Source organism: Agarivorans sp. B2Z047, assembly GCF_023373605.1.
GTDB classification, from domain to species: domain Bacteria; phylum Pseudomonadota; class Gammaproteobacteria; order Enterobacterales; family Celerinatantimonadaceae; genus Agarivorans; species Agarivorans albus.
The window spans coordinates 3,445,717-3,460,168 of record NZ_CP088080.1; the positions used below are offsets into that span (position 1 = coordinate 3,445,717).

Here is a 14,452-nt window from a genome sequence, read left to right on the forward strand (position 1 = left end):
GCCGATAGGCTTTCACTCTGTAGCTCTCCATAGTTGGACTATGACAGTGTCGTATCTATTAAATCCGACACCAGTAATTAGCCTTGATAATGCTAGTTACTTCGGCGCGGGCCCCTTTCATACAGAATCATTGGAATCACCCCACTCTGCACTACTTTTGACCAGCGCTCCTCTACAATATAGCGTTAAGCGCTGCATTATACCCAACAACGCGGCATATTCAACCAAAACCATTGAACAACTAAAACTAAAAGTAGCAACTAATACTGTTTATTTAAGTTTAGTTTATTGACAAGTTTTATTTAGTAATTAATATTTTGTAATAGATTAACCAATACTAATAAATAGATAGGATTAACATGAGCGATTTCGTTAAGGTATTTTTAAACGCAAGAAGTCTTAAAGCTGCTACAAAAGAATTATCAATTGAGCAATTAGAAGATAGCTACAATAAACTTAAAGTCATTTTAGATGAACGTTTCGCACAACAAGCTGAAGAAGAGAAACAACAGCAAGAAAAACGCGAGAAGCTAGAGAAATATAAAGCGTTACTCGAACAAGATGGTATCGACCCAAGTGAATTACTATCGATGATTGGTGACGCGCCAGTAAAAGAACGAAAAAAACGTCAACCACTGCCAGCTAAATACAAATTTGTTGATGAAAATGGTGAAGAAAAAACCTGGACAGGCCAAGGAAGAACACCTTCTCCGATCCAACGTGCAATTAAAAATGAAGGCAAAACTAAAGAAGATTTTCTTATCTAGTTATCATCTAAATTAAAAAAGGAGCCTTAAGGCTCCTTTTTTATTCCAGCAATATTAAGAGGCAAAACCATTTGGATTGCCTTGTTGCCAGCGCCAAGAGTCTTCGGCCATATCATCCAAACTTAATTCAGCCTGCCAAGATAACTCCTGTTTAGCTAAGCTAGGATCTGAATAACATGCTGCAATATCACCTGGGCGACGAGGTGCTATTTTATAAGCAATTGATTGTCCCGATACATTTTCAAACGCTGCAACCATTTCTAGTACACTATAACCTTGACCAGTTCCTAGGTTGTAAGTAACCAACCCAGCCTTAGCATCAAGTTTGTTTAGCGCTTTTAAGTGGCCTTTTGCCAGATCCACTACGTGAATGTAGTCACGAACTCCCGTACCATCTGTGGTATCGTAGTCGTCGCCAAATACACTTAACTCAGCTAAGCGCCCTACAGCCACCTGGGTAATGTAAGGTACTAGATTATTTGGAATACCGTTTGGATCTTCACCAATTAAACCTGACTTATGCGCCCCAACAGGGTTGAAATAACGCAATAAAGCAATATTCCAGCTATCATCAGATTTATATAGATCAGTCAGCATCTCTTCTACAATTAACTTAGAGCGCCCATAAGGATTGGTAGCACCAGTAGGAAAACTCTCCAAAATAGGTACTGTGTGCGGGTCGCCATATACAGTAGCAGAAGAGCTAAAGACTAAGTTTTTAACCTTATGCTCAGCCATTACTTCACATAAGGTTAAAGTTCCAGATACATTATTTTGATAATAATGTAGAGGAATAGTTGTCGATTCGCCAACTGCTTTTAAACCAGCAAAATGAATAACAGATTTAAACTTATGCTTAGAAAATACCGTGTTTAGCTCTGACTTATCCCGAATATCTACCTGATAAAATGTAGGGCGCTTTTGGCAAATTTTCTCAATTCTTTCGATTGATGCAGCATGAGAATTACAAAGGTTATCTACAATAACCACTTCTTCGCCTTGGTTTAATAATTCAACCACTGTGTGGCTACCTATATAACCTGCTCCACCCGTAACTAAAATAGTCATAATAATCCTTTATAAGATAATATATTTGGCTAGCTCTATAGGAGCTGCTATTCAATTCCAATAAACTTATGCGTTTGTAAAGACAAGCGCCAATTATTTTCAATACAAGCTTGAATACATAACTCGGTAGCTCTTTGCTGTTGACTAATGGGTTGCAAACACACCAATACATCCAAGTTACTAGTCATACCAGTTAATAAACTTTTTAAATTAGTTAAGTCTCGCTCACGGGCTACCGGGTGTTTAATCTCGTTTGCTCGGTGTAAGGCTTGTTCAATAACAACTTTACCGCCTTTCATATCAACTTTTGGAGAAACCGTTACCCATGTTTTGGCTGCGGCCTTTACTGGATAGGTGCCGCTAGTTTCAATTTGCACTGAATAACCAGCTGCAATTAAGACATTGGTAAGCTCATATAAATCGTAGATACATGGCTCACCACCGGTAATAACAATATGTTTCGCCTGATAGCGAGTTTTAAACTGCTCTAGGAGTTGATTAGGCGTGAGCATTGCCCAACGAGCAGTGTCTCCGCTGGCGCCAATAATTAGCTCGGGTTGCACACGGTCAGATTCTAAAACTTGCCAGGTATGTTTGGTATCGCACCAAGAACAACCAACATCACAGCCCTGTAAACGAACAAATATTGAGGGAACACCAGTATGAAAACCCTCCCCTTGGATGGTTTCAAACACTTCATTAACAGGTAAAGCAAGAGATGCCATTTGTATCCCAGATCATAATAAGCGAAAATCTAAGGCAGTATTAAAACATATTTTAAAGAGCAAATAATGAAAGAAAAAGCGGTAGTGATTTATTCAGGTGGAATGGACTCGTTCACAGTTCTCCATAAAACCTTGCAATTGGGCCTACAACCTTATGCTCTTAGCTTCAACTACGGTCAGCGCCACGTTAAAGAACTGGAATATGCTCAAAAGGTAACTGAACAGCTTGGTATCGAACATAAAATCGTAGATATCACTGCAATCAATCAACTGCTTGCAGGCTCCTCACTCACTTCTGACATTGATATTCCGGAAGGTGATTATCAAGAAGAATCGATGAAATCAACGGTTGTACCAAACCGCAATATGATTTTGCTGTCTCTGGCTATTGGCTACGCCGTGTCTATAGGTGCCAAAAAAGTATTCTATGGCGCGCATTCTGGCGACCATGCAATCTACCCCGATTGTCGCCCAGAGTTTGTGAAGAAGATGAATGACGTAAGCCTAATAGCTAACTACGAGGCCGTAGAAGTCATTAGTCCCTATCTAGAGCAATCGAAAATAGACATATTAAGCGATGGTTTAGCCATGGGTTTAGATTACGGTAAAACATGGACCTGTTATAACGGACGCGAGCAAGCCTGCGGAAAATGCGGAGCCTGCCAAGAACGTCTAGAAGCCTTTAAGCTAAACGCTGTTACAGACCCTCTAAGCTACGAATAAACATGCTCAAATATTTTGTGAGCCGATTTTGGTTCCTGCTTATTGTAATAAGCTGCTCGTGGTTTTTTCTTGCACATACCGAACTAATGAGTTGGAACAAACAGCTAATTAGTCAAGGAGAGTATTGGCGCATTGTGTCGGGTAACTTAAGCCACAATAACCTTATTCATTGGCTAATGAATGTTGCAACCTTGGTGCTGGTGTATTTTGTTTTTGATGACCGATTATCTAATCAGCACTTCATGTTGATTAGCATTAGCTTATGTTTACTAGGCGGTGGGCTATTATGGTTTGCTAAATATGATGAGTATGTAGGACTCTCGGGCTTAATCCATGGCTTAATAGCCTACGCGGCAATGGCTGATTTATTCACCGACAAGAAACGCGTCGGTGCCATCATATTGACAGGCTTAAGTGCGAAGCTACTCATGGAGCAATTATACGGCGGTGACCCGTGGGTAACGGATTTGATAGGCATCGATGTTGCTATCGATGCCCATCTATTATTTGCGGTACTTGGGATTAGCTTTGCTTTGCTGCTTTGGTGGCCGTTATGGCGAAGCTATAAGCTAAGCACTTAGCTCTGCGTTAATACTGCTTAGTACCTCTGCTGGTGAGTCGGCTTGAGTAATCGGCCGGCCTATAACCAAATAATCAGAGCCTGCAGTAACTGCCTCAACCGGCGTCATAATCCTGCGTTGATCGCCTTGCGCACTGCCTGTAGGTCTGATTCCTGGGGTTACCAGCGCAAATTCTTCACCAAGTAGCGATTTTAGCATTTTGGCTTCATGAGCTGAGCACACCACTCCATCCAAGCCAGATTGCTTAGTAAGTGTTGCCAAACGCTCTACTTGCTGCATTGGGCTCAGCTCAATACCCAACTCTAATAAATCAGATTGGTCCATACTGGTTAACACAGTTACCGCAATCAACTTAGGGCGTGTATCACCATAAGGTTCTAACGCAGCTTTTGCCGCTTCCATCATTCTACGGCCGCCACTGGCATGCACGTTAACCATCCATACACCTAACTCCGCAGCTGCGGCTACTGCTTTAGCAACTGTGTTAGGAATATCATGAAATTTTAGGTCTAAGAACACTTCAAAACCTTTGTTGTGAAGCTCCTTTACCAACTGAGGGCCGAACAAAGTGAACATTTCTTTACCCACTTTAAGACGACATGAGCCCGGCTCCAATTGCTCTACAAATGCCATACATTGATCGATATCTGCATAATCGAGGGCAACTAATACCTTTGGGTCTTGCATTGTTTCTACTCTCCGTCTAATCCCACTATTGGTTTAACTGTGCCCCAACTCTTACATGATGGACAATGCCAATATATAGAATGAGATGAAAAACCACAGCGTCGACACTGATAGTGAGGTTTAATCTTTAATTGTTGGGTAACTAAGCCACGCAAAACTTGCAGGCTTTGTTTAGCTTGACCTTCTTCAGCAGAAGCTAGATGAAGGCCCATTAAGTGATGAAATCCTTTCATGGTAGGGTTGCGTTTCAGCTCATCTACCAACAAATCCTGAGCTTGCTCTGCGCCGTGCGCCTCCCGATAAATAATCGAAAGCTCTACCACTACACTAGCAATACTTTTAATTGATAAGCAGTACTCTAAAAACTGCCGATAGTAATCGGGCTTTGCCAAATTATCACTACAGGTTTTGTATAGAGATAAAGCATCGGAGGCAAAGTCGATATCTTGCTCTGGGATCTTATTTAAATTTTTAAGTGCTGCTTTATAATCGCCTTCTGCATTTTGAATTTGGGCTAAATGCAAACTAGCTCGCACACACTTTTTGTCTGCGCTAAGCGCTTTTTTGAGTAAGGCTTGGCTTTTTGAAAGCTTCCCAGCAGTTTCTAACTCTTGTGCTTGCTCGCAATAAAAGTGCGCAATTTGACGATTAACATCACTCAGTTCTTTAGGGTCTATCTTTTTGGCCACAGCAATCGCTTGCGGCCATTCTCGAGTTTGTTGATAGATGCTGAGTAATTGTTTTAAGGCTAACTGGCGGTAATCTGGTTCTTCTTGCAATTCAATGAGCAAAGCTTCTGCTCTATCAAATAAGCCTGCGGCTAAATAATCTTTTGCTAACTGTTGTAGAGCGAGGTTCTTTTGGTCGATGTCGATGCCTTCACGGGCAATCAAGTTTTGGTGAATTCGAATAGCTCGGTCAACTTCACCACGCTGTCTAAATAAATTACCGAGTGCGAGATGGGTATCAATGGTTTCTGAATCTACTTGTAGCAGCTCTACAAACAGGTCTACTGCTTTATCAGATTGATTAGATAAAAGGAGATTTAAGCCTTCTACGTATTGCTTAGATACGTGATTTGCTTGCTGTTGCTGATTTTGCCTAACGCTGCGCTGCCCCATGTACCATCCATAAGCGGCAGCTACTGGTAACAACAAAAACAACAAGCCTAGCATTAACTATCCTTGACCGTCTCGTCTTGCAACTTATTTAGTTGTTTTTGCTGCTTAGCCAATCGACGCTTCAAGCCAGCACTTTCTAAACGAATTCGAGTATAAAAAGCCAACAAAAATAAAAGACAAGTAATAAAGCCAGCTATGAACAAACCAGCCATAAGCCATGACAAGCGCATATCCGACTCGGCAATAAGATAATTGACACTTACTACTTCATCATTTTGCGCGCCCACAGCAAGTGCAGTAACGAACAGTACAACTAATAACAGCGTTGAGAATATTGCTTTCACATAACCTCCCAGAGCCAAACAAAAGCTAGGGAAATTATGCAGCAATCACGTTAATTTAACCAGCCAAGATCACCTAATTGTAAAAGAAACAATACTATAGGCCAGCGTTTACGCGCTCTCGCAACTCTTTACCAGGTTTAAAGTGGGGAACATGCTTCCCAGACAACTCTACCTTTTCACCTGTTTTAGGATTTCGGCCCACTCGGGGTGCACGGAAGTGCAGTGAAAAACTACCAAAACCACGAATTTCAATTCTATCGCCTTCCTGTAATGAACAGGTCATTTGCTCAAGAATTTCTTTAATTGCCGACTCAATTTCTTTACTGGTAAATTGAATATGTTTACTAGCGAGTATTTCAATCAAATCAGATTTAGTCATGGATTCTCCAAGCCATTGATAAAGGGAACTAATACCAGTGTAGATAAAGAAATGGGGGGGAACAAGTCCCCCCCAATATTCAATCACATAAATCTAAAAAAAGATTTAAAGATTATTCGCCTTTAAGTGCAGATTTGAATGCATCAGCCATAGCGTTACCAATCTGAGCGTCTTCTTTCTTGTTCAGAGTAGCCATTGCTTCTTTCTCGTCCGCTTCATCTTTAGCACGGATAGAAAGGCTGATTACACGGTTCTTACGGTCAACACCAACGAACTTAGCTTCAAGTTGGTCGCCAACAGAAAGAACAAGTGATGCATCTTCAACACGGTCACGGCTAACATCGCCAGCACGTAAGTAACCTTCAACGCCACTTGCTAGTTCAACAGTTGCACCTTTAGCATCAACTTCAGTAACAGTACCGTTAACTAAAGCACCTTTCTTAAGGTCAGCTAGGTAGTTGTTGAACGGATCTTCAGCAAGCTGTTTAACACCTAGGCTAATGCGCTCACGTTCTGCGTCAACTTGTAGTACAACAGCTTCGATTTCGTCGCCTTTCTTAAAGTCGCGAACCGCTTCTTCACCTTGAGCATCCCAAGAGATGTCAGATAGGTGAACAAGACCGTCAATACCGCCGTCTAGGCCGATGAAGATACCGAAGTCAGTGATAGACTTGATCTTACCTGAAACTTTGTCGTTCTTATCATGAGTGCTAGCGAACAGCTCCCATGGGTTAACTTTACACTGTTTCAAACCAAGTGAGATACGACGACGTTCTTCGTCGATATCCAATACCATAACTTCAACAAGGTCACCCACGTTAACAACTTTAGATGGGTGGATGTTTTTGTTAGTCCAATCCATTTCAGAAACGTGAACTAGACCTTCAACACCGTCTTCGATTTCAACAAAACAACCGTAGTCAGTTAGGTTAGTTACGCGACCTTCAAGACGAGCACCTTCTGGGTAACGGTTAGCAATTGCTACCCATGGATCTTCACCCAGCTGCTTAAGACCTAGAGATACACGAGTGCGCTCACGGTCAAACTTAAGTACTTTAACGTTGATTTCGTCGCCAACATTAACAATTTCGCTTGGGTGCTTAACGCGTTTCCAAGCCATGTCAGTGATGTGTAGAAGACCGTCAACACCGCCAAGATCAACGAATGCACCGTAGTCAGTAAGGTTCTTAACGATACCTTTAACTTCTTGACCTTCTTGTAGGTTCTCAAGAAGTTGATCACGTTCAACACTGTTTTCAGTTTCGATAACAGCACGACGAGAAACAACTACGTTGTTACGTTTTTGATCTAGTTTGATAACTTTAAATTCAAGCTCTTTACCTTCTAGGTGAGCAGTATCGCGCACAGGGCGAACGTCAACTAGTGAACCAGGCAAGAATGCACGGATGGTGTTAACTTCAACTGTAAAGCCACCTTTAACTTTACCGTTAATGATACCAACAACCGTTGCTTGCTCTTCGTAAGCACTTTCAAGTTGGATCCACGCTTCGTGACGTTTCGCTTTTTCGCGAGAAAGAACAGTTTCACCGAAACCATCTTCTACAGCGTCTAACGCTACGTCTACTTGCGCGCCTACTTCAATTTCTAGTTCGCCAGCAGAGTTTTTGAACTGTTCTGCAGGGATAGCAGATTCTGACTTAAGGCCAGCGTCTACTAGAACCATACCGTTTTCGATACCTACTACAGTACCTTTAACAATCGAACCAGAACGGAATTCTAGGTCTTGAAGTGACTCTTCAAAGAGTTGAGCAAAAGATTCAGTCATTATTTAATTACACATATAAGAACGTCCACTTAGCAATCCGGCTAAATGGGGTTAATAATAAACACCTAATTCATCCTTGGTATAGGTGCGCCAAATCCCAGAGATTACTGGGTTAATTTACTGTCGATATAATCTATCGACATTTTCACCACTTCTTCAATAGAAAGTGATGTAGAATCAATAACTAACGCATCTTGAGCAGGAACTAAAGGCGCTACACTACGATTTCTATCGCGGTGGTCACGTTCTTCAATTTCGCTCAAAAGGTGGTCAAAACTAACACTAAAGCCTTTTTCTTGCAACTGATTATAGCGTCGCTGCGCCCGTTCTGCTGCACTTGCATCCAAAAAGATCTTCGCCGGAGCGTCAACAAAAACAACCGTTCCCATATCTCGCCCATCGGCAATCAAACCGGGCTCTTCTCGAAATGCGCGCTGGCGTCGTAATAAAGCTTCGCGCACTCGCGGAAATGCAGCAACTTTTGAGGCGGCATTGCCAGCTGTTTCTTTACGAATTTCTAGGGAAACATCTTCCCCTTCCAAAATGACTAAAGTATTGCCTTCTTTAGCTTCAAATCGCACATCAAGGTGAGCAGCTAAAAGACTTAACGCTTCTTCATTGTCTAAAGCTACTTCATGATGCAAAGCAGCTAAAGCCAAGACTCGATAAATGGCTCCGCTATCCAGAAGTTGCCATTGATAATGCTGAGCTAGCTTTTGGCATAAAGTGCCCTTACCAGAACCACTAGGCCCGTCAATTGTCACCACTGGAACGTTTTGAGTCATGAGTCCTCCATAATGTCCAAAGCAAAATGCGAGTTCTTATCGGGGGATAGATAAGAACTAAAAAATTCGGCGGCATTATACGTGAAAAGCCGACAATAAGCCTCACTAATTTATTAACAAAAAACAAAATAAACCGAACGCTTATCCCACTTTTAAACAAAAAGCAGTATATCATCTGGATATACTGCTTTTTGTTAATAGTGTCTGCTATTTTTTAGGCGGGAAGCTCTACACCAGAATCTTTGATGCGCGCCAACTTATAGCGGAGTGTTCTAGGACTAATACCCAACTTTTCCGCGACATCCTTACGCTTGCCATGACACGCTTTAAGCGTATCTAAAATGATTTGTTGTTCTTGTTGGCGTAACTCATTACCTAAAGGTTCATTTGCCAGTGAAGACTCAACCACGGGTTCAACCTGTAATGGCTCTAACTGATTTTCTATGACTAAGCAGTCACTATCAATCACGTTACCATTAGCTAGAATTAGCGCCCTTTGCATAACATTGTCTAGCTCGCGCACATTACCAGGCCAGGAGTGATTGAGTAATTTATGCTGCGCACTTAAGCTCAGCTCATAGTTTTGTGCACTATGGCGATTGAGCAAATGCGTAGCTAAAGGCAATACATCACCTTTACGCTGCTCTAGTGGTAGCCAGTTTAAAGGAAATACATTTAGGCGATAATACAAATCTTCTCTAAACTGCCCTAGCCTAACTATTTCTCGCATATCTCGGTTGCTGGTAGCAATCACGCGAACATCTAGCTTTATCATTTTACGACTACCCAAGCGCTCAACTTCGCGCTCTTGCAACACCCGCAGTAACTTCGCTTGTAAGCCAAGATCCATTTCACTGATTTCGTCTAGCAAAATAGTTCCGCCTTGCGCCTGCTCAAACTTACCAGGGCAAGCTTTAATAGCACCAGTAAAGGCACCTTTCTCATAACCAAACAACGTTGCTTCGAGCATATTTTCGGGGATAGCAGCACAGTTTATAGCAACAAACTCATGCTCTTTACGTGGTGAACAGTCGTGAATATAACGTGACAATACCTCTTTACCTGCACCACTTGGCCCGCTAATCAATACCGACGCCTCAGACGCTGCAACTTTCTGGCTCAACTTTAATAACGCTTCGGTAGAAGCATCGCCATAAACAGGTTCGCGTTTTTCTACCTTAATAGAAGGTGCATAGCGGCCAACCTGGTTTAGCAATACTTCTGGTGAAAAAGGTTTTGATAGGTAGTCAATAGCACCATCACGCATTGCCGAAACAGCATCGTCAATTTTGGCGTAAGCGGTCATTAACAAAACCGGCGTTTGAGGCCATTTTTGTTTGATATTTTTAAGTAGACTTAAACCATCCATGCCACTCATTTGCACGTCACTCACCACTAGATCAACGGGTTCTTCCGCTAAGGCAATAAGTGCAGACTCTGCACTATCCGCTTGTTCACAGTGATATCCCGCTAATTGCAAGGTATCTACCAATGCTTCTCGCAGACCGGCATCATCTTCAACAATAAGGATTGTAGATTGACTCATGGTTATTGCCCTCCTACAGCAAGATCATGATGGTGTGCCTCAGGAAGTGGTAAACGCACTGTAAAACATGAGCCTTTTGAATTTGATTCAAGCTCAATGCTTCCGTGATGCGCCTTCACGACAGAGTTCACTACCGCTAAGCCTAAACCTGTTCCGTTTTGCTTAGTGGTATAAAAAGGTTCAAAAATCTTATGTTTATTCGCTTCATCTATCCCACCAGCGTGGTCTTCGACGCTAATGAAAAGCTCCTCACCAGAACAACTAATGTGTACTTTTAGTTCACTTCCCTTAGCACTTAACTGCGCGGCGTTTTCGACCAAATTAGATAAAGCAGACACCAAGGCATTAGCATTCACTAGAACTTCTGCATGTGGTGTACTTACTACGCAGGACAATTTAACCTGATGTTGACGCACGCAAGCCTCAGTAGCAGCTTGCAATTGTTCTATGATTTGCTGAGCACTGACCTGATTGACCACCATCCTTTCGCCACTTTTTGCAAACAACAGCATATCGTTCACTTGTGTTTCTAAGTCATTAAGGCGGTCCATCATTTTATTCTGAAAGTTATCGCGGGCATTATCCGACAAGGTTTTATTCGATAAATTCGATCCATACAGCATGGCAGCGGAAAGTGGTGTTCTAATTTGATGGGCTAGTGAGGCCACCATATTTCCTAACGCAGACATCCGCTGCAACTTGGCAACATTGGCTTGTAGTTGGCGGGTATGTGTCATATCGGTCAACACAATGAGCTGACCTTGAGTATCTTGCAAAGGCGAGAGACTTAGCTTTACCCGCCTGCCATCAAACAATGAGAGTTCGTGTCCATCGTCGGCCTTTGGCGAGAACAATCTTGGTACTGCCTCTAACCAACGTTGTTGCTCTATATCATCTCCCAGCAATTGCTTAGCCACCGGATTTGCCCTAGAGACAAAACCTTTATTATCAAGCAATACTAAGCCCGATGGCATAACGTCGAAAATCTGCGACAAGTTATGCTCAGATAAGCTGGTTGGCTGTTGTTGAAGTTGCACTGAGGGCATGAAATAAGCTCCGCGTCATAAAACCGTTAACAATGCTTATCAATCAATATTCGTGCCATATAAAAAAGGCTCTGAATTCAGAGCCTTAACATAAGATTAATGCGTTTAGCTATCTTTGTTCAAACCGTACTTACGCATTTTTTCAACCAAGGTTGTTCGCCGCATCCCCAGTTGTTCTGCCGCTCTAGCAACCACACCATCTTGTTGCTCAAGCGCTTGGCGAATTAAATCTACCTCTAGGTCAGCCAATAGCTCTTTTAGGTTAACTCCTTCATCAGGGAGCTGCTGTACCGCTCCCCAGCCTTCTTCATCGAGCTCCTGATCTTGCTCCCCATCAGGAAATAGCGCTTCGGGGCTTGGATCAGAAAATACCGAGGCATCTTCATCACTAAAAATAGCTAACAGCGCATCGCGTTCAGCCAGCTCAGGGCTGTAATTAGGCTCAAAGGTTTCGGCATCAATATGACGATACTTCGGCGGCAAATCGTTTACGTCGACAATTTGGTCAGGATGCAAAATGAGAAGGCGTTCAACTAAATTGGATAATTCACGTACGTTACCTGGCCATTGATGCTGCATTAAGGACTCAACTGCGCGTTGGGTAAACCTAACCACTGCCGAATGTTCGTCTTCATGGCGATTAACTAACTCTTGAAGCAGCAGAGGAATATCATCCTGGCGCTCTCGCAACGATGGCATTTCAATGGGGAATACGTTCAAGCGATAGTACAAATCTTCTCGAAACTTCTCTTGCTCAATCATCCGCTCTAGCTGGCGGTGCGTTGCCGCTACCACTCGCACATTTGCGGTAATCGCTTTACTTCCACCCACTCTCTCAAACTGACGCTCTTGCAGTACACGTAGTAATTTAACCTGCATAGGCATTGGCATGTCACCAATTTCGTCTAAGAACAGCGTGCCACCTTCGGCCAATTCAAAGCGGCCTTTGCGCATAGCAAAGGCGCCAGTAAATGCGCCTTTTTCATGGCCAAACAATTCACTTTCGAGTAAATCGGGAGGAATAGCACCACAGTTAATTGGCACAAATGGCCCTTCGCTGCGTACTGAATGGTCGTGAATAGCTTTAGCTACCACTTCTTTACCTGTACCCGATTCACCGAGAATAAGTACATTAGCCTCTTTAGTTGCCACCTGTTCAATCAAGTGACGTACTTCTTGAATAGCAATACCTTTACCAATCAAGTTCTGGCGTAAGCGCTCACTTTTAGCAGGGCTTGCTTTACCAGGTAGATGAGTTAAGTATGCGTCACAGTGATGTAGCAACTGAGTAAGCTGCTCATAATTAAAAGGCAGATCTAAATGGCCAATAAGGTTAGGTAACACCTCAACGGTGCTGCCCTCACCTACTGTTAAAAATGGACAATGAGGATGTTTAGCAATAATGCTTTGCACATCCTCTAACTGTTTACTGATTAGAACAACTTTATCTGCATTACTCGCCAAAGCACTTAGCTCGTCGGTATTGCATACGTTAAATTGTTGGCCAATAAAACCAAGTACCGTTTCTAGTTGCTTAGCTCTCTCTTGGTCACTTTCACAAACTAAAACGCTATTGGATGCTTGCATCCCTATCCCCTGCAAAAAATAAGCTACCTTGCGACAAACTTATGGCTAGTTACCCTATTAAATGATTGTAAACAGGCGTCAAAAATACGCAAGGCATAAGCCGTAAAAGCGACAAAAATATGACACTTGTTCAGTATTATGTGACAAGTACAGCCCCACCCACTCGGTAATTTGTGGATTGCGTAGAAGATTTGAACAAACAGTCAAGGAGTCTCTTGTTTAATAGATTAATTTGGATAGGCTTCTAGGTATAAGCTTTGCATAGAACAACTTAGATTAAAGTGTCTAACAACAATTAGTAGTGGAAACGGGAATAGCGGATGTTTAACAACAAACAAATATTGATTACGGGTGGTACCGGCTCATTTGGCAAAAAGTTTGTTAAGTTGCTTTTAAAAGAGTACCAACCCAAGCGCGTTATTATTTATTCCCGCGATGAACTAAAACAATATGAAATGCAGCAGGAGTTTAATCAACCCTGTATGCGCTATTTCATTGGTGATGTAAGAGACAAACAACGTATTACCATGGCAATGCGTGGCGTAGATTTTGTTGTTCACGCCGCAGCTCTAAAGCAAGTTCCAGCTGCTGAATACAATCCAATGGAGTGTATTAAAACAAACATCAATGGTGCCGAAAATGTTATCGACGCCGCACTATATAACAATGTAAAAAAAGTCATCGCTCTTTCTACAGACAAAGCAGCCAACCCCATCAACTTATACGGTGCCACTAAACTTGCATCCGATAAGTTATTTGTTGCGGCAAATAATATAGCTGGAGACCAAGATACCAGTTTTGCGGTTGTTCGTTACGGCAATGTCGTTGGTTCGCGTGGCAGCGTAGTTCCTTTCTTTCAACGACTAATAGATGAAGGTGCTGAGTCTTTACCAATTACTCATCAGGATATGACACGCTTTTGGATTACACTAGAACAAGGCGTACAGTTTGTAGTAGACAACTTTAATCGTATGCATGGTGGCGAGATTTATGTACCTAAGATACCCTCGGTTAAAATCGTAGACCTAGCAAAAGCAATGGCGCCACACTTGGCGACTCATATCATCGGCATTCGGCCAGGAGAAAAACTTCACGAAGTGATGTGTCCAGCGGATGACTCATACCATACCTTTGAGTTTGACGATCATTATGTGATTGCTCCGTCTATCTCCTTCAGTAGTCGCACTAATGATTTTCAAAAAAATGCATTAGGTGAAGGCGGTAAAAAGGTTGAGTTAGGAATGGAGTACAACTCTTTATCTAACCCTCATTATCTTACGATCGAGCAAATTAAAGAGCTTCGATAA

The 14,452-nt window shown here is 42.4% G+C and carries 15 protein-coding genes and 1 riboswitch; of the genes, 4 read left to right on the forward strand and 11 right to left on the reverse strand.

Features of this window, described 5'->3' with window-relative positions; all coding sequences use genetic code 11:
- Window positions 1–12: 12 nt before the first annotated feature.
- Window positions 13–183, reverse strand: a riboswitch (Lysine riboswitch).
- 176 nt (window positions 184–359) lie between these two features.
- Entirely contained in the window at window positions 360–767 is a 408-nt protein-coding gene (locus tag LQZ07_RS15655; RefSeq protein ID WP_016403448.1) for an H-NS family nucleoid-associated regulatory protein, read from the forward strand.
- Between the two features lie 54 nt (window positions 768–821).
- Here LQZ07_RS15655 and galE read toward each other — a convergent pair whose 3' ends face one another.
- Entirely contained in the window at window positions 822–1,835 is a 1,014-nt protein-coding gene (galE, locus tag LQZ07_RS15660; protein WP_152781132.1) for a UDP-glucose 4-epimerase GalE, read from the reverse strand.
- Window positions 1,836–1,882: 47 nt separating this feature from the next.
- Window positions 1,883–2,560, reverse strand: coding sequence for a 7-carboxy-7-deazaguanine synthase QueE (queE, locus tag LQZ07_RS15665; protein WP_152781134.1), 678 nt, complete (start codon window positions 2,558–2,560; stop codon window positions 1,883–1,885).
- Window positions 2,561–2,626: 66 nt separating this feature from the next.
- On the opposite strand from queE, the gene queC reads away from it, so the two are divergent.
- Complete coding sequence (queC, locus tag LQZ07_RS15670) at window positions 2,627–3,283, forward strand: 7-cyano-7-deazaguanine synthase QueC (RefSeq protein WP_152781136.1); 657 nt, start codon at window positions 2,627–2,629, stop codon at window positions 3,281–3,283.
- Window positions 3,284–3,369: 86 nt separating this feature from the next.
- The gene (gene rrtA, locus LQZ07_RS15675) at window positions 3,370–3,864 is read left to right on the forward strand and encodes a rhombosortase (RefSeq protein WP_194164090.1); all 495 of its coding nucleotides are present in this window, start codon (window positions 3,370–3,372) and stop codon (window positions 3,862–3,864) included.
- Here the strand turns inward: rrtA and pyrF are convergent.
- From pyrF to LQZ07_RS15720, 9 genes are all read right to left on the reverse strand, one after another.
- Window positions 3,853–4,551 carry an orotidine-5'-phosphate decarboxylase gene (gene pyrF / locus LQZ07_RS15680; protein WP_152781140.1) on the reverse strand — a complete coding sequence of 233 codons (699 nt, stop codon included), beginning with the start codon at window positions 4,549–4,551 and terminating at the stop codon, window positions 3,853–3,855. The genes rrtA and pyrF overlap by 12 nt on opposite strands.
- A gap of 5 nt (window positions 4,552–4,556) precedes the next feature.
- Window positions 4,557–5,726, reverse strand: coding sequence for a lipopolysaccharide assembly protein LapB (gene lapB / locus LQZ07_RS15685; RefSeq protein WP_152781142.1), 1,170 nt, complete (start codon window positions 5,724–5,726; stop codon window positions 4,557–4,559).
- Entirely contained in the window at window positions 5,726–6,016 is a 291-nt protein-coding gene (locus LQZ07_RS15690; protein WP_016403455.1) for a LapA family protein, read from the reverse strand. The genes lapB and LQZ07_RS15690 overlap by 1 nt, the downstream gene beginning before the upstream one ends.
- Window positions 6,017–6,110: 94 nt before the next feature.
- Window positions 6,111–6,395 carry an integration host factor subunit beta gene (locus LQZ07_RS15695; RefSeq protein ID WP_016403456.1) on the reverse strand — a complete coding sequence of 95 codons (285 nt, stop codon included), beginning with the start codon at window positions 6,393–6,395 and terminating at the stop codon, window positions 6,111–6,113.
- A gap of 112 nt (window positions 6,396–6,507) precedes the next feature.
- On the reverse strand, window positions 6,508–8,181 hold the full coding sequence (gene rpsA, locus LQZ07_RS15700; RefSeq protein ID WP_016403457.1) for a 30S ribosomal protein S1: 1,674 nt from the start codon (window positions 8,179–8,181) through the stop codon (window positions 6,508–6,510).
- A gap of 104 nt (window positions 8,182–8,285) precedes the next feature.
- Window positions 8,286–8,966: a (d)CMP kinase gene (gene cmk / locus LQZ07_RS15705; protein ID WP_152781144.1), complete on the reverse strand. Its 681-nt coding sequence runs from the start codon at window positions 8,964–8,966 to the stop codon at window positions 8,286–8,288.
- Window positions 8,967–9,180: 214 nt separating this feature from the next.
- Window positions 9,181–10,512 carry a sigma-54 dependent transcriptional regulator gene (locus LQZ07_RS15710; protein ID WP_152781146.1) on the reverse strand — a complete coding sequence of 444 codons (1,332 nt, stop codon included), beginning with the start codon at window positions 10,510–10,512 and terminating at the stop codon, window positions 9,181–9,183.
- A 2-nt stretch (window positions 10,513–10,514) separates the two neighbouring features.
- Window positions 10,515–11,558, reverse strand: a complete 1,044-nt coding sequence (locus LQZ07_RS15715; protein ID WP_152781148.1) for a PAS domain-containing sensor histidine kinase — start codon at window positions 11,556–11,558, stop codon at window positions 10,515–10,517.
- A 105-nt stretch (window positions 11,559–11,663) separates the two neighbouring features.
- Window positions 11,664–13,145 (reverse strand): sigma-54 dependent transcriptional regulator, encoded by a 1,482-nt coding sequence (locus tag LQZ07_RS15720; RefSeq protein ID WP_152781150.1) that lies wholly within the window; start codon window positions 13,143–13,145, stop codon window positions 11,664–11,666.
- A gap of 320 nt (window positions 13,146–13,465) precedes the next feature.
- Here LQZ07_RS15720 and pseB point away from each other — a divergent pair, with 320 nt between their 5' ends.
- A complete protein-coding gene (gene pseB, locus LQZ07_RS15725) occupies window positions 13,466–14,452 on the forward strand; it encodes a UDP-N-acetylglucosamine 4,6-dehydratase (inverting) (protein WP_016402444.1) in 987 nt (328 codons plus the stop codon).